Below are 15005 nucleotides of genomic sequence, written 5' to 3' on the forward strand. Positions count from 1 at the left end.
TGGGGCTACTCGCGGTCGAACTCGCCGCTGCGGTCGCCGCGGTCGGCGAGGTCGTCCACCGGGTCGGACTCCCCCGGCACGTACTCGAACTCGGCGGAGGTCTGGTCGAGCACCTGGCGGGACTTCGTCATGCGGTAGGTGAACGCGGTCTGCAGGCCCTCGACGTCGGCGAACACCGTGACCTCGTCGTCCAGCGCGTCGCTCGTCGCGGTGCGGGTGTCGGTCGTGCCGTCGAAGGGTCCGCCGTGGAAGATCGCGGTGTACTCGTCGCCTTCGTGGATGGTGATGTCGCTCATGCATCCCTTCTACCAGGCGGCGCCTGTTGACTCATTCATAGCTTCGCTATATAGTTTTGCTATGGAAACGAGTCGCGAGCAGACCATCGAGACACTCCTCGTCTCGGTGAACCGCCTGATCCGCACCGCTGCCCAGGCGACGGGCAACACCACGTCCGCCGCCGTCTGGCGCACGCTCGGCATCCTCGAGACCGACCAGCCGCTCCGCCTCGGCGAGCTCGCCGCGGCCTCGCGCGTCGCGCAGCCCACCATGACCCGACTCGTCACCGGCATGACCGCCGACGGACTCATCACCCGCAGCGTCGACCCCGACGACTCCCGCGGGCAGCTCATCGAGCTCACGGAAGCCGGCCGCGCCCGACTCGCCGAGTGGCGCGCCACCATGACCCGCACGGTCGGCCCGATGTTCGCCGACCTCGACGACGACGACTGGGACGCCCTGCACACCGCGGCCGCCCTCATCGCCTCGCGGACCTCCACCACCACCAGAACGGAGACCCTCGCGTGAACGCCCACGCACCAGCCGGCCAGTCCGGCAGCATCCTCAAGCAGTCGTCAGCAGTGTGGGCGATCGCCTTCGCCTGCGTCGTCGCCTTCATGGGCATCGGCCTCGTCGACCCGATCCTCCCCGCGATCGCCGTCTCGCTGAAGGCGACCCCGGCGCAGACCGAGCTCCTCTTCACGAGCTACCTCGCCGTCACGGGCGTCGCGATGTTCTTCACCAGCTGGGTCTCGAGCCGCATCGGCGCGAAGAACACCCTGCTCATCGGACTCGCCCTGATCGTGCTGTTCTCGGTGCTCGCGGCGACGTCGAACAGTGTCTGGACGATCATCGACTTCCGCGCCGGCTGGGGCCTCGGCAACGCGCTCTTCATCTCCACCGCACTCGCGACGATCGTCGGGGCAGCCTCCGGCGGCACCGCGTCCGCGATCATCCTGTACGAGGCCGCCCTCGGTCTCGGCATCGCCGTCGGTCCCCTCGTCGGCGGCCTGCTCGGCTCGGTGAGCTGGCGCGGCCCGTTCTTCGGCGTCACCACGCTCATGGCCATCGCGTTCATCGCCATCGTCACGCTCCTCAAGACGAAGAACCTCGAGAAGCCCACCCCGACGAAGCTCTCGGCACCGTTCCGCGCCCTCGGTCGCCCGGCACTCGCCGCCCTCGCCGCGACCGCGCTGTTCTACAACATCGGCTTCTTCGTGCTGCTCGCCTACACGCCGTTCCCGCTCGGCTTCGGCGCGCTCGGCATCGGCTTCACCTTCTTCGGCTGGGGCGTCGGCCTCGCGATCACCTCGGTGTGGGTCGCCCCGATGCTCACCGCCCGTCTCCGCCGGACGACCGTGCTCAAGATCGCGCTCCCGCTGCTGGCGCTCGACCTGTTCGCCGCGGCCGTGGTCGTGCGGTCGCAGGTGGGACTCATCATCTGCGTGATCATCGGCGGACTCGTGCTCGGTGTCCTCAACACCGTGCTCACCGAGTGCGTCATGGAGGCCACCGACCTCCCCCGCTCCGTCGCCTCGAGCGCCTACTCCGCCGTGCGCTTCATCGGTGGCGCGATCGCCCCGCCCGTGGCCACGCTCCTCGCCGACGCCTACGCCCCCTCGGCCGCGTACGTCTTCGCCGGGCTGTCCGTCGCCGTCGCCTTCGTCGTCGTGGTCTGCACCACGAAGGTGCTGCGCCGCGTCGACGACGGTGCCGAGCCGGAGCGCGTCGAGGCCGAGGCGATCGGCGCCGGCGAGATGGCGTAGCGCCGCTCCCGTCGAGTGAGCAGAAACCGTCGGGTCCCGAACGTGGACCCGACGGTTTCCGCTCAGTGGACGCGCGCCTGCGCCCGCCAGCTCCGGTCGCCCGCCCGCTCCGCGAGCGGGCGGAATACGTGCCGTCCAGGCCCCGAGCCCGCCAGATTCCGCCCGTTCGCGAAGTGGAGGTGACGGCCTGGAGGCGCGGTGCCGGTCCCGGGACCGGCACCGCGCCTCCAGGCGGTTGCGACCACGGCAGCCCACCGACCGCGAGCGGGCGGAACCGGTCCGCTGCCCGCGTTGGACGGGGCGGAATCCGCCCGCTCGCGGGCTCCCGGGCTGCCACGCTGCCGAACGGGTGAAATGCGGCACGGCGATCGTGCGGATCCCGCATGATTCGCCCGCTGGCGGGCTCGGGGCAGGCGCGCTGCCGAACGGGTGAAATGCGGCCCATTGGTCGCGCGGGTCACACGCATTCCGCCCGCTCGCCGGGTCCGGGCCGAGACCCAGCGCGCGAGCGGGTGCAATGCGGCCCCGCGGTCGAGCGGAACCCACACATCCCGCCCGCTCGCCGCCTGGCGGACCAGACCAGCGCGCGAGCGGGTGAAATGCGGCTCGGCAGAGGCCCGAACGGTGTGTGTTTCGCCCGCTCGCGCGTGGGGCACGCAGCCCCGGCCACCGCGGCAGCACCTGCCCGCGACGGAGCCGACCACGACGCGGAATAGGATCGACACCATGGCAACTGCGAACGACCGCCTCGTCTGGATCGACTGCGAGATGACGGGCCTCGACCTCGAGGTCGACGAACTCGTCGAGGTGGCCGTGGTCATCACCGACTTCGACCTCGTCCCCGTGCACCCCGGGTTCGACATCGTGATCAAGCCCGATCAGTCAGCGCTCGACAACATGAACGAGTTCGTGACGAACATGCACACGACCTCGGGCCTCATCGAGGAGATCCCGAACGGGGTGAGCCTGGCGGACGCCGAGTACCAGGTGCTCGAGTACATCCTCCAGCACGTCCCGGCCGAGGGCACCGCTCCCCTCGCGGGCAACACGATCGGCACCGACCGGGCGTTCCTGTCGAAGTACATGCCCCGCGTCGACGGACACCTGCACTACCGCAGCGTCGACGTGTCGAGCATCAAGGAGCTCTGCCGTCGCTGGTTCCCGCGGGTGTACTTCAACGCCCCGGAGAAGCAAGGCGGGCACCGGGCCCTCGCGGACATCCTCGAGTCGATCCGTGAGCTCGAGTACTACCGCCGCGCGGGGTTCGTCGCCGAGCCCGGCCCGAGCACCGACGACGTCCGAGCCGTCCAGGCCGAGGTCGTCGAGAAGTGGGCCCCGCGCCTCGCGCAGTAGTGGTCCGACCCGGCTCCGGCATGTACTACTATTGAGTGGTCGCGCCGGTCAGCCGGTCCGAACATGGTGGATATAGCTCAGTTGGTAGAGCGCCTGGTTGTGGTCTAGGAGGTCGCGGGTTCGAGACCCGTTATTCACCCCAGTGCTGATGCAGATCAGCCGATGGCCCCGGTCCGATGGACCGGGGCCATCTTCGTCAGCAGCACGTGCATACGACATGTGTAAAATTCCGCATCTGCCACGTCGGGGTGGTTAACTTCCGTCGTGTTCACCGCAATTGGCAAGATGTGGCCCCGTCTCCTCCGCGATCACTGGGTCAACTCGATCTGCGCGTCACGTCTGATCCCGAACCAGGTTCGCTTCGCGTTCCTTCGGATGGCGGGTCTGCGTCTGCGTCGCAGCACGATCTACCAGGGCGTCGAGTGGTTCGGGAGCGGTCGGGTGACTTTCGAACGTGGGGTCACCCTCAACCGCGGCGTCGTGGTGAACCACAGCGGCGGACTGCACATGGGGGAGAACTCCGGACTCGGTCCCGGCACGCTGATCATCACTGCGACGCACGAGGTCGGACCAGCGGCGAAGCGCTGGGGTCGCGGCACCAGCACCCGTGTCGTGATCGGTCGCGGGGTGTGGGTGGGAGCAAACGTGACCATCCTCCCCGGCGTGCGCATCGGCGACGGGTGCATCATCGGAGCGGGCGCCGTCGTCACACGCGACTGTCGCCCCCACACCGTCTACGTGGGCGTCCCCGCCAGGCCGGTCCGCGAGCTCGACCCGACGCCGTGAAGGACCCTCCCTGCGCGGTGTGGGACGATCCTCGCGTGATGGAGATGTCGCTCGACGACTTCGAGCAGCTCGTGACCGACGAACTCGACCTGCTGCCCGACGAGATGGTCGACGGGCTCGACAACGTGGTGTTCGTCGTCGAGGATGAACCGGAGGACGGCTCCGACCTGTTCGGCGTGTACGACGGCATCGCGGCGACCGAACGCGGGCAGTACGGCTTCGGCGAGCTCCCGGACCGGATCGTGGTGTTCCGGAAGCAGCACCTCGCGGAGTGCGACACCGTCGAGGAACTCAAGGACGAGGTGCACACCACCCTCGTCCACGAGATCGGGCACTTCTACGGGATCGACGACGAGCGGCTGCACGAGCTCGGCTGGGCGTAGCGAGCCGCACGGCGCAGCCTCCCCGCAGCGCCCGGCACCCGAGTTTCGGGCTCAGCGACATTCCTCGGGTCCACGCGCGCGAGAACTGTCGCTCACCGCGAGAACTCGCGCCGCGCCCGCCGCGCGCGACGCACCCGCCGCGCGCCGCCCGCCGCCCGCCGCGCGCGCCGCGCCCGCCGCCCGCCGCCGTCGCAGCCCCGCCCTCAGAACCGCGTCGGCCCCACCTCGTGGTACTTCTCCCACGCGTCCACCGGCCCCCGCCCGTGCAGCACGTACTCCCCCACGAGCCGCTCCTTGTAGACCGCCGGGTTGTGCGACGCCACGACCCTCGCGTTCCGCCAGTGCCGGTCCAACGCCCGGGTGCGATCGGCGGCAGAGGCCCCGCCGACCTCGAACATCTCGGAGCACGATCGGAGCACCCGCGGCCCGATCTCGATCTGCGCCTGGTACACGGCGTTCTCGGCAGCGTCGAGCAGCGCGTGGTCGACCCCGGACCCGGGCACGTTCGTCGCGACGACCTCGTCGAGCAGTCCCGCCGCGGCGACGACGAGCGAGCGGGCGGTGAACGCCCCGGCGGAGAGCCGCCCGAGGACCGCGAGCACCTGCGGATCGTCCCCCGGCCGGGCGGCGTTCGCGTGGATGTACGTCCGGGTCCGCGGTCGCACGAACGCCACGGCATCGTCGACGACCGCCTGCCCGATCCCCGCGAGCACGGCCAGCAGGTACAGCTGGTAGAAGGCCTGGATGTGCGACAACGGTGCGTCCTTGTAGGCCGAAACCACGGAAGGATCGATGCTCACGCCCGAGAAGACCGTCGTCCCCGACGCCGTGAGCCGCTGCCCGAAGCCGTCCCAGTCGTCGACGCTCGTCACGCCGGGCGCGTCGACCGGCACGGCGAACGTGACGCGGTCGCCGGAGCGGTCCGCGGCCAGGTAGATCCAGTCGGCGTAGAGCGTGCCCGTCGAGTAGAACTTCCGTCCGTCCAGTCGGAGCGACCCGGAACCGGCAGGCGTCACCGTCGTCGAGATGTCGGCGAGCGTCGTCCCGGTCCGCTCCGAGGTCGCGTTCCCGACGATCGCTCCGTCGACGATCCGCTGCAGCCACTCGTCGCGCGACGCGGAGTCGGATCGGAGGAGCACCAGCTCGGTGTAGCCGAAGTGCCCGCGCCACAGGTGCGCGATGTTCGAGTCAGCGGCCGCCAGGTCGGCCACGAGGTGCGCGAGTTCGACCAGGGTCACGCCGAAGCCACCGCGATCCTCCGGCACGCGCAGCCGCCCGAACCCGGCGTCGGCGAGCGCGCGGACCTCGTCGTGCGGCATCGGCCGGTCACCAGGGGTTCCAGAGGCGAGCTCACGCTCGACCGCGCCGTCGCGGATGGTCGCGAACACGGGTGCGAATCGCGCCCGCAGGGTGACCAGGCGGTCGGCCGGGAGGCCCGTCCCGCGCCCGTCGGTCGAGGTCGCCGCCGTCATGCGGTCACCTCCACGGCACGTGCGGCCTCCGCGACGCCGCTCGCGCCGCCCGTGAACGCGCCGCGCCAGCGCCTTGCCGGGTGGGAGTCCGGCAGCTGCGCGTGCCCGAAGAGCTTCTCGCGCAGGGTCCCCTCGCGGTACTCGGACTGCATCAGCCCGCGATCCTGCAGGGTCGGCGCGATGTGGTCGACGAACTCCTCGTAGGAGCCGGGCAGGGTCCAGTTGATGACGTTCACCCCGTCGACGCCGACGCGCTGCCAGCCAGCGAGTTCGTCGGCGATCTGGTCGGGCGTGCCGACGACCCGGGCACGGAGCTTGGCGGACAGGCGGGCGAGGTCGGCGATCGTGGGTTCGCGGTCCCCGGCGGCCTCGCGGAGCCACTGCAGGTGCGACTGTCCGGCGTGGGTGCGGACCTCGGACAGCGGGGTGTCCGGGTCGAGCGCTTCGCCGGTGTCCGGGTCGAAGCCGAGGTTCGAGTGCACCAGGAATCCGTCGGCCGCGAGGTACTCGTCGATCTCGGCTTCCTTGGCCTTCGCCTCGGCCTCGGTGGACCCGGTGATGAAGGTGAGCCCGAGGAAGAAGGCGATGTCCTCCCGCCGGCGCCCGGCTGCCTGGGCGAGGTCGCGGGTCTCGCGGATGAGCTGCTCGGTGGCGTCCCGGTTCGAGGTGAGGATGAACTGGGCCTCGGCGTTCCGCGCGGCGAAGGCCCGGCCGGCCGGCGAGGACCCCGCCTGGAAGAGCACGGGCGTCCGCTGTGGTGACGGCGCGGACAGGTGCGGGCCCTGCACGTCGTAGCGCTTCCCGTGGTGGTCGATGCGGTGCACCTTCGACGGGTCCGCGTACCCGAGCACCGGGTCCTTCAGCACGGCGCCGTCCTCCCAGGAACCCTCCCAGAGCTTCGCGCAGACCTCGAGGTACTCCTCGGCCCAGACGTAGCGTTCGTCGTGTTCCTCGAGGCGGTCCTGCCCGAAGTTCCGGGCGGCGCTGTCGAGCGCACTCGTGACGACGTTCCAGCCGATCCGGCCCCGGGTGATGTGGTCGAGGGTGGAGACCTTGCGGGCGAAGTCGAACGGGTGCGACTGGATGACGCTCGAGGTGAACGCGAGCCCGAGGTGCTCCGTCGACACGGCGAGCGCGGAGAGCAGCACCGACGGGTCGTTCGAGGGGATCTGCAGCCCCTCGCGGAGGTTCGTCGAGTAGTCGCCGCGCGCCGGGCCGTACGTGCCGACGACGTCCGCGAAGAACATCGCGTCGAACTTCCCGCGCTCGAGGGTCTTCGCGAGGTCGGTCCACAGCGTCACGTCGTCGAAGTCCGTCTGGCGGGCGTCCGGGTGGCGCCACAGCCCGTGCTGGATGTGCGACGTCGTGTTCATGACGAAGGCCGCGAAGCGCAGCGGGCGGTTCGGTGCATCGCTCATGCGTTCCATGTTCCCCGTCGCGGCGTCACCGGAGGCCATGACGTGACCTCGCGTTACGCCGGGTGTTCCACGCACTGCGGGACCCGACCATGCTCCTGAGGGTGCCGAACCCGACAACCGCAGCCGCGCCTCCAGTCCGTTCCACCGCACCGTCCACCAACGCGACCCGCCGTCGTGTCGCCCTGGCGTCCTTCGTCGGCACGACCGTCGAGTACTACGACTTCTACCTGTACGCGACCGCGTCCGCGCTCGTCTTCGCGCCCACCTTCTTCCCGACCGTGACGCCGGCCGTCGGCGTGATCGCGTCGTTCGCGACCTACGGCGTCGGGTTCGTCGCCCGGCCGCTCGGCGGGATCATCGCCGGTCACCTGGGTGACCGGATCGGGCGGAAGAAGCTGCTCGTCGCGTCGCTCGTGCTGATGGGGATCGCGTCGACGCTGATCGGTGTGGTGCCCTCGGCGGCGACCATCGGCGTCGGTGCGGTCGTCGCCCTGGTGTTCCTGCGGCTGCTGCAGGGCGTCGCCGCAGGGGCGGAGTGGGGCGGGTCGGCGCTGCTGTCCGTCGAGCACGCGCCGGAACGGCACCGCGGCCTGTTCGGGGCGTTCACACAGATGGGGTCGGCGGGCGGGATGCTGCTCGCGACCGGTGTCTTCACGCTCGTGCGGCTGCTGCTCGGCAACGAGGTGTTCCTGGCCTGGGGCTGGCGGCTGCCGTTCCTGTTCTCCGCCGTGATCGTCGCCGTCGGGCTCGTGATCCGGCTCGGTGTGCAGGACGCGCCCGTCTTCCAGGAGCTGCGCGCTTCCGGGAACATCGAGCGGTTCCCGGTCTGGCAGGCGATCCGGAAGCACCCGCGGTCGATCCTGGTCACGGCCGGGCTGCGGCTCGTGCAGCCCGCGCTCTACTCGATCCTGACGACGTACTCGCTGACCTACCTGCTGGCGAAGCGGGGCGAGGAAGGGTCGGCCGCCGGGCTCCAGGCCGTGCTCGTCATCTCCGCGGTGTCGCTCGTGTCGACGCCGTTCTGGGGGTGGCTGTCCGACCGGGTCGGCCGGCGTGTCCTGACGATCTGGTCGGCGGTGGGGATCGCCGTGCTCATCTGGCCGTTCTTCGCGTTCCTCGACGCGGGGCCGCTCGTACTCCTGCCGCTCGTCGCGCTGATCGGGATGTGCGTGTTCCACGACAGCATCTACGGGCCGCAGGCCGCCTGGTTCGCCGAGCAGTTCCCGACCGGTCGGCGCTACTCGGGGATGTCGCTCGGGTACCAGATCGGGTCGATCTTCTCCGTCGGGCTGACGCCGCTGCTGGCCGCCGTGTTCGTCGAGCTCGGTGGGGGCTCGCCGTGGATCCTGTGCGGGTACCTCGGGGTGTACGCGGTGCTCTCGATCGTGGCGGCGGTGTTCGCGGTGGATCCGGTGGCTGCGGCGCGGCGGACGGAGCGGGTCGGCGCTAGCGCGGCTGGGCGAGTCTCGGGCTGAGCGACAGTTTTCGCGCTCCGCGGCCCGAGAACTGTCGGCTCACGCGAGACTCGGGGCAGCTCACGCGAGACTCGGGCGCCCGGGTCAGTAGTCGGGATCCCGGCGATCCTGGTCCTGCCACGGCAGCATCCTGCCGGCGACGAGGGACAGGAACCCGCCGAACACGAACACGAGGGCAACCGCCCACCAGGGGTTCCGCCGCTGCTGCTGGTCGCTCATGCGCTCACGGTAACGGGTCGGCCAGCGCCGGAACAGCTCACCGCCCGGAGGACAGGCTCACCCGGCAGCGGTGTCGCCGCAGCGTTGCTGCTTCCCGCAAAGTCATCGAGGAACTCTCGCAACCCACGCCCGAACGGCAGTACGGTCCGGGGAACAGCCTGACCCGAGGCTGCGAGAAGCCGACCCGAAGGCGACCCGATGATCGAGCACGACGAACGACGGCTCCGCACCTGGCGCATTGCGCGGGACGGAACGGGGGCAACACGGATCTCCCCCGTCACCTGGGGCGGGGCGGCGCTCGCGATGGTCGCGCCCTCGGTGATCGAACGCGACACCGACGAGCCGGAGGCGGACACCGTTATCCTGCCCGTCGTCGGTGACCGGGTGCACTACGCGAGCGGCTCCGGCCACCTCGTGGGGCTGCAGGGCGTCGTCGTTACGGACGACCACGGGCCGGACCTGCCCTCGGGGCTCCGGTACGTCCTGTTCGACGGCGAAGAGTGGCCCAAGGTCGTCGCAGTGGGGGCTCTCGACCGGATCGGCTTCCCGAGTCGTGTCGAGGTCGCACAGCACCTCCGTCGTCTCGAGGTGATTCCGGGGCGCTGAGCACTGCATCGCCCGGAAGATCGTCGAGCCGCTGGTGAGGATCAGCCGCGTTCTCTCCCCGGCAGGGGCGCTCCGAGCAGGAAGGCGTCGTACGCGGCCCGGACGTCAGCGTCGACCGTGGGTGTCAGGTGACGGTCCCGGCTGGTCGCTCCCCCGCGCCGGTGATCCCGCGCGTCGCATCGTGGTGCGCGTCGGCGCCCGTCAGCCAGCGCTCGAGCACTTCGCGGATCTGGTCGAGCTCCGCATCGGTCGGGCCCAAGGAGTCCAGCCGCTGCGGGTTGAACGCGTTGACCAGGGTCTCGCGAGGGATCCCGTCCGCGCCCCGCCAGTCGATCGACGGGAACCGGTGCACCATCAGGATGCGGTCACGGGCGATCCGCGTCGAGAACGTGTAGTCCCGCACCACCAGCTCGTCGCCCCGCAGCTCGACCCGGGCACGCACCCCACGGGACAGCACGAGCGACGCTGCCACCAGCAGTGCTGCACTGACCGGCCAGGCGCTCCGTTGTGCGAGCGGCAGCGTGACGGCCACCGCGACGGCGATGGCGGACCCGACCTGCATCGCCAGGCGCAATCGACGCGGAGCCCGGAGGATCCGGGCAGGCAGTTGCTTGCTCACGTGGACCATCCAACCGCAACCGCAACGGCCACCGCTCCCGCACTCGCACCCGGGACGGCGCACCGGGGCGCGGCCACGCCTGGCCGCACCCCGGCACGCACATCAGCGGTCAGCTGCGGATGAACGCGAGGATGTCGGGATTGATGACGTCGGCGTGCGTGGTCAGCATGCCGTGCGGGTACCCCTCGTAGATCTTGAGCGTGGAGTCACCGAGCAGTTCGGCCTGCTTCAGGGCCGCGTCCCTGTACGGCACGACCTGGTCGTCGTCACCCTGCAGGACGAGGACGGGCACGGTGATGGCCCGCAGGTCCTCGGTCTGGTCCGTCTCCGAGAAGGCCTTGATGCCCTCGTGGTGGGCCAGGGCGCTGCCCGTCATGCCCTGCCGCCACCAGTTGGCGATGACCGGCTCCGACGGCGTCGCACCGTCACGGTTGAAGCCGTAGAACGGGCCGGAGGCGACGGCCTGGAAGAACTCGGCCCGGTTGGCGGCGAGTGCAGCGCGGAACCCGTCGAAGACCGAGATGTCGGTGCCGTCGGGGTTCGCGTCGGTCTTGACCATCAGCGGCGGGACGGCGGACACGAGGACGGCCTTCGCGACCCGGCCCTGCGGCTGGCCGTACTTCGCGACGTAGCGGGCGACCTGGCCGCCACCGGTGGAGTGGCCGACGTGGATCGCGTCGTGCAGGTCGAGGTGCTCGACGACGGCGGACACGTCGCTCGCGTAGTGGTCCATGTCGTGGCCGGTACCGATCTGCGACGAGCGGCCGTGCCCGCGTCGGTCGGTCGCGATGACCCGGAAGCCCTCGGCCAGGAAGTACAGCATCTGCGCGTCCCAGTCGTCGGAGGACAGCGGCCAGCCGTGGTGGAAGACGATGGGCTGCGCGTCGGCGTCGCCCCAGTCCTTGAAGTAGATCTCTGCACCGTCGTCGGTGGTCACGTAACCCATGGTTGCTCCTGTGCGTGTTCTGCGGTCGTGGTGTCGGTGGGTGGTCAGCCGAGTTCGGCGACGGCGTCGGTGATGAACGCCGCGACCTCGGTGGGGTGCGTCTGCATCACCAGGTGCGGTCCGTCGATCTCGATCACCTTGCGGACGCCGGCGCGCTGGTAGCCGAACCGCTCGACGTCCGGGTTGATGGTGTGGTCCGCGCTGGAGACGATGCCCCAGGACGGCTTGGTCTTCCACGCCGCGACGGACGCGGGTTCACCGAACGCGACCGCGGACAGCGGGCGCTGCGACACGGCGAGGACCTTGGCCTTCTCGAGGTCGAGGCCGCCCGCGAAGACCGCCGGGAAGGCGTCGATGGCCACCGAGACGTCGGTGCCGGGCTCGGCACCCTCGACGGGGTACGGCGCGTAGACGAGGTTCGCGGCGAGGTCGCTGTCGGGGAAGCCGCCCTGGAGGGCGCCGAGGCTCTCGCCCTCCTCGAGTGCGTAGGCGGCGACGAAGACGAGACCCACGACGTTCTCCGCGACGCCCGCGACGGTGAGGATCGCGCCCCCGTAGGAGTGCCCGGCGAGCAGGACCGGTCCGTCGATCTGCTCGACGAAGGACTTGATGTAGGCCGCGTCGCCGGACAGGCTGCGGTTGAACACGGGCGGGACGAGGACGTCGAAGCCCTGGTCGAGGAGCAGCTCCGTGACGGGCGCCCAGCTGGCGGCGTCGGCGAAGGCTCCGTGGACGAGGACGATGGTGGGTGATCCGGGCACGGTGCGTCGCTTCCCGGTCCGCGGCCGGTGCCGTGGACCTGTGTCGGTGGCGGGAGCGTGGGCTCCCGTCCGTGACGCTAGGGCCGGGGCCGGCGGGGCACATCGGTCACGATGACCGAGATCTCCCAGAGCGTGACCTAGTCACCGACCGACGGCTCGGCGGACGGATCGACCGGTGGCGGGGACGGCAGCGCGGCGGACGGCGCGGTCGGCAGCGCGTTCGTCGTCGCCAGGACCGTCGGCAACTGCTGCCTCGTCGAGATCCCGAGCTTCTGGAACGCCGCGTACAGGTGGGCGCCCACCGTCCTCGGCGACACGAACAGGTGCTCGCCGATGGCCCGGTTGCTCATCCCCCGGGCGGCGAGCTCGCAGACGCGGAGCTCCTGCGGGGTGAGGAGCTCGACGCTGCGGCGTCCGGACGCCGGCAGCCGCTCGCCGGTGGCCCGGATGGCGCCACGCGCACGGTCTGCCCACGCCGGTGCGGGCATCGCCTCGAACCCGTCCAGGGCGGCGTGCAGCACGGCTCGGGCGGTGTCGTTCCGGCCCGCACGACGCAGACGGCCGCCCAGCCGGAGGAGCGCACGGGCCCGCAGGTACGGCATCGCCCAGCGCTCGTGCTGCAGGGTCGCCCACGCGGCCTCGAGTTCGTCATCGGGGGCGAGTGCGAGCCGGGCGTAGTCGATCGCCGTGCGGACCATGGGCGCGTGCCAGCGCGCGTGGAGCTGCTCGAGGTCCGCCAACCGCTGCTCGGCGTCCGCACGGTTGCCCGACTCCAACGCGGCGTCGACGTAGTCGTGGGAGGTCATGACGGCGAACGACGGGTTGAAGGCGTCGTGGTCGGCGTCGAAGAGGCACCGGAGGCGTTCGAGGGCGTCCGTCGCGCGACCCGAGACGAGGAACGCTGCTCCGGCGGCGCCGAGGAGCGTCGCGCGCATGGCACTGGAGCGGAGGACCTGGGCCCCGGCAGCGGTCCCGCCGGCGATGCGCTCGACGTCCGGTTCCGCTCCCTCGATGGCGTCGAACCAGGCGAGCGCGCACCGTGCCGCGGCCGAGAACCCGGCGTCTCCCAGGTCACCACCGAGCGATGCGGCCTGTTCCGCGAGGACACGGGCCCTCGCGACGTCCCCGGCGAGGTACGTCGTCATCGAGGTGCCCATGAGCGCCTGCGGGAACGTCCGCAGCTCGCCACGCGCCCGCATGCTCGCGAGGGCGCGGTCGAGCAGGACACGGGCGGTGTCGATCTCACCGACGAGGTTGAGCGCGTACCCGAGGAGCCAGGCGGAGTCCTCCTCCGAGGCCGCCGGAGCCGCCGCGAGCGCGAGCTCCAGCACGCGGTCCCCGCGTGCCACCGGTTCGGTCCGGGCGGCCAGCAGGATCGCCCGCGGATCGTCGTCGGGGAGCGCGAGGGCGTCGATGACGACGAGCATCGGGTCCCCGGGGTTCGCCTCTGCGGTGTGGTCCCAGGCGATCGCAGCGAGGTACAGCAGCGCAGCGGTGGCGTGTTCGACCCCGCCGGCCGCCTGCATCTCGGAGACCGCGTGCAGCGCCGGCCCGAGGTCGCCCACGGCGAGCCCCGTCCTGCCGGTGGGCAGCGTCTCGGCCACCCACGCCGCACGCGCCGCGAGCAGCCGGTCGGGCGCCTCGTCGCGTGCTCGCTGCACGAGGATCGACGCGTCCGAGATCCTGCCGGACAGCCCCGCGAGCTCGGCCGCGACGATGCGCCGCTCGACGCGCCGGGCCACGTCCGACGTCAGTTCGGCCGCCCGCTCGTACGCCTGGCTCGCGGCGAACGGGTCGGACATCGCCGTCCGTTCCCCGCCGAGCGCGGCGATCTCGTCGGCGAGGGGATCATCGGGACCGGCGGCGAGCTCGGCACGCCACCAGATGGTCCGAGCCGGATCGTCCTCGTGTTCGAGCACGAGCGACCGCAGGACCGCGGTGCGCGCGGACGCCGGCGCCGTCGTCAGGACCGCCGACTGCACGAGCGGGTGCCGGAACCGGATCGCACGAGGAGCGACCCACTCGAGGAGCGAGGACGCCGACGCCTGCTCCGTCCACGTCGGCGCCGGGAACCTGCCGATGGCCCGAGCGGCCACCCGCGCCGCTTCCTCGGCACTGCTGCCCCCGGACAACGCCACGGCGAGGATCGCCAACCGGACGGACTGGTCCAGTTCGGCGTACCGAGCGGCGAACTCCTGCTCGACCCTCCCCACGACGGGGCGCTCGCGGGCCCCGTCCGCCGATGCCGACCGACCGAGTTCGTACAGCGCCAGGGGGTTGCCCTCGGCGCGGAGCACGAGGTCGCGTCGAGCCTGCCCCCTCGGCGATCCGGGGACCCGGTCGAGCAGCGCACCGGCCGCCGAGTCGTCGAGCGGTGCGAGGTGCAGGCGCCGGAGGCCAGGGGACTCCGTCAGGTCGGTGTTCCTGGTCGTCATGACCATGACGACCGGGTCCTCACCGACACGGCGGGCCATCATCCGGAGCGCCCACTCGGAGGGCGCATCGATCCAGTGCAGGTCCTCGACGACGACCAGGAGCGGGCGTTCGGCGGCCGCGTCGGAGAGCAGTGTGAGTGCCGCGAGCCCGGCGAGGAGCGGCGAGGGCTGGACACCGTTCACGACCCCGAACGCCACGTCCAACGCGCGTCGCTGCGGTCCGGGCAGGTCGGCGATGCCGCCGCGCAACGGGTACAGGAGCATGTGGAGCGCGGCGTACGGCTCGGCCGACTCGGCCAGGGTGCCGGTGGTCGTGATCGTCCGCACGTCCGAGGCGTTCGCGGACGCGATCGCCTCGGCGACCAGCGACGACTTGCCGATGCCCGCTTCGCCGTCGACCACGAACGCGGAACCGCCGTCGGCCACGTCACGGAGGGCATCCCGGAGGACCGCCATCTCCCGCTCACGCCCGATGACGGGCTGCGCCATC

At 71.2% G+C, this 15005-nt stretch carries 15 protein-coding genes and 1 tRNA gene; 8 read left to right on the plus strand and 8 right to left on the minus strand.

The features are described from left to right. Positions 1-5: 5 nt before the first annotated feature. Complete coding sequence (locus FS532_RS13015; RefSeq protein WP_071295918.1) at positions 6-296, minus strand: hypothetical protein; 291 nt, start codon at positions 294-296, stop codon at positions 6-8. Positions 297-357: 61 nt separating this feature from the next. On the opposite strand from FS532_RS13015, the gene FS532_RS13020 reads away from it, so the two are divergent. The 6 genes from FS532_RS13020 to FS532_RS13045 all read left to right on the plus strand — a co-directional run bounded on the left by FS532_RS13020 (position 358) and on the right by FS532_RS13045 (position 4564). Further along, positions 358-804 (plus strand): MarR family winged helix-turn-helix transcriptional regulator, encoded by a 447-nt coding sequence (locus FS532_RS13020; RefSeq protein ID WP_158521919.1) that lies wholly within the window; start codon positions 358-360, stop codon positions 802-804. Further along, positions 801-2042 carry an MFS transporter gene (locus FS532_RS13025; RefSeq protein ID WP_144754969.1) on the plus strand — a complete coding sequence of 414 codons (1242 nt, stop codon included), beginning with the start codon at positions 801-803 and terminating at the stop codon, positions 2040-2042. The genes FS532_RS13020 and FS532_RS13025 overlap by 4 nt, the downstream gene beginning before the upstream one ends. 726 nt (positions 2043-2768) lie before the next feature. Continuing rightward, positions 2769-3395, plus strand: coding sequence for an oligoribonuclease (gene orn, locus FS532_RS13030; protein WP_144754972.1), 627 nt, complete (start codon positions 2769-2771; stop codon positions 3393-3395). A 66-nt stretch (positions 3396-3461) separates the two neighbouring features. After that, positions 3462-3537, plus strand: a tRNA-His gene (locus FS532_RS13035). A 299-nt stretch (positions 3538-3836) separates the two neighbouring features. Further along, positions 3837-4181: an acyltransferase gene (locus tag FS532_RS13040; RefSeq protein ID WP_260852680.1), complete on the plus strand. Its 345-nt coding sequence runs from the start codon at positions 3837-3839 to the stop codon at positions 4179-4181. 38 nt (positions 4182-4219) lie between these two features. After that, a complete protein-coding gene (locus FS532_RS13045; protein WP_144755489.1) occupies positions 4220-4564 on the plus strand; it encodes a metallopeptidase family protein in 345 nt (114 codons plus the stop codon). A 203-nt stretch (positions 4565-4767) separates the two neighbouring features. Here FS532_RS13045 and FS532_RS13050 read toward each other — a convergent pair whose 3' ends face one another. Further along, complete coding sequence (locus FS532_RS13050; protein ID WP_144754975.1) at positions 4768-6036, minus strand: acyl-CoA dehydrogenase family protein; 1269 nt, start codon at positions 6034-6036, stop codon at positions 4768-4770. Further along, on the minus strand, positions 6033-7454 hold the full coding sequence (locus FS532_RS13055) for an LLM class flavin-dependent oxidoreductase (protein WP_144754978.1): 1422 nt from the start codon (positions 7452-7454) through the stop codon (positions 6033-6035). The genes FS532_RS13050 and FS532_RS13055 overlap by 4 nt, the downstream gene beginning before the upstream one ends. 89 nt (positions 7455-7543) lie before the next feature. Here FS532_RS13055 and FS532_RS13060 point away from each other — a divergent pair, with 89 nt between their 5' ends. Then, the gene (locus FS532_RS13060) at positions 7544-8929 is read left to right on the plus strand and encodes an MFS transporter (RefSeq protein ID WP_144754981.1); all 1386 of its coding nucleotides are present in this window, start codon (positions 7544-7546) and stop codon (positions 8927-8929) included. An 84-nt stretch (positions 8930-9013) separates the two neighbouring features. Here FS532_RS13060 and FS532_RS19065 read toward each other — a convergent pair whose 3' ends face one another. Then, entirely contained in the window at positions 9014-9148 is a 135-nt protein-coding gene (locus tag FS532_RS19065) for a hypothetical protein (protein ID WP_260852683.1), read from the minus strand. Positions 9149-9346: 198 nt separating this feature from the next. On the opposite strand from FS532_RS19065, the gene FS532_RS13065 reads away from it, so the two are divergent. Next, a complete protein-coding gene (locus FS532_RS13065) occupies positions 9347-9754 on the plus strand; it encodes a hypothetical protein (protein WP_144754984.1) in 408 nt (135 codons plus the stop codon). A 124-nt stretch (positions 9755-9878) separates the two neighbouring features. On the opposite strand, the gene FS532_RS13070 is transcribed toward FS532_RS13065, so the two are convergent. The 4 genes from FS532_RS13070 to FS532_RS13085 all read right to left on the minus strand — a co-directional run bounded on the left by FS532_RS13070 (position 9879) and on the right by FS532_RS13085 (position 15004). Then, on the minus strand, positions 9879-10373 hold the full coding sequence (locus FS532_RS13070; RefSeq protein ID WP_144754987.1) for a hypothetical protein: 495 nt from the start codon (positions 10371-10373) through the stop codon (positions 9879-9881). 109 nt (positions 10374-10482) lie between these two features. Then, positions 10483-11319, minus strand: a complete 837-nt coding sequence (locus FS532_RS13075; RefSeq protein ID WP_144754990.1) for an alpha/beta fold hydrolase — start codon at positions 11317-11319, stop codon at positions 10483-10485. A gap of 44 nt (positions 11320-11363) precedes the next feature. Beyond that, entirely contained in the window at positions 11364-12080 is a 717-nt protein-coding gene (locus FS532_RS13080; protein ID WP_144754994.1) for an alpha/beta fold hydrolase, read from the minus strand. 137 nt (positions 12081-12217) lie between these two features. Then, positions 12218-15004, minus strand: coding sequence for a LuxR family transcriptional regulator (locus FS532_RS13085; protein WP_260852742.1), 2787 nt, complete (start codon positions 15002-15004; stop codon positions 12218-12220). Position 15005 lies beyond the last annotated feature (1 nt).

Source organism: Curtobacterium pusillum (assembly GCF_007673235.1).
Taxonomy (GTDB): domain Bacteria; phylum Actinomycetota; class Actinomycetes; order Actinomycetales; family Microbacteriaceae; genus Curtobacterium; species Curtobacterium pusillum_C.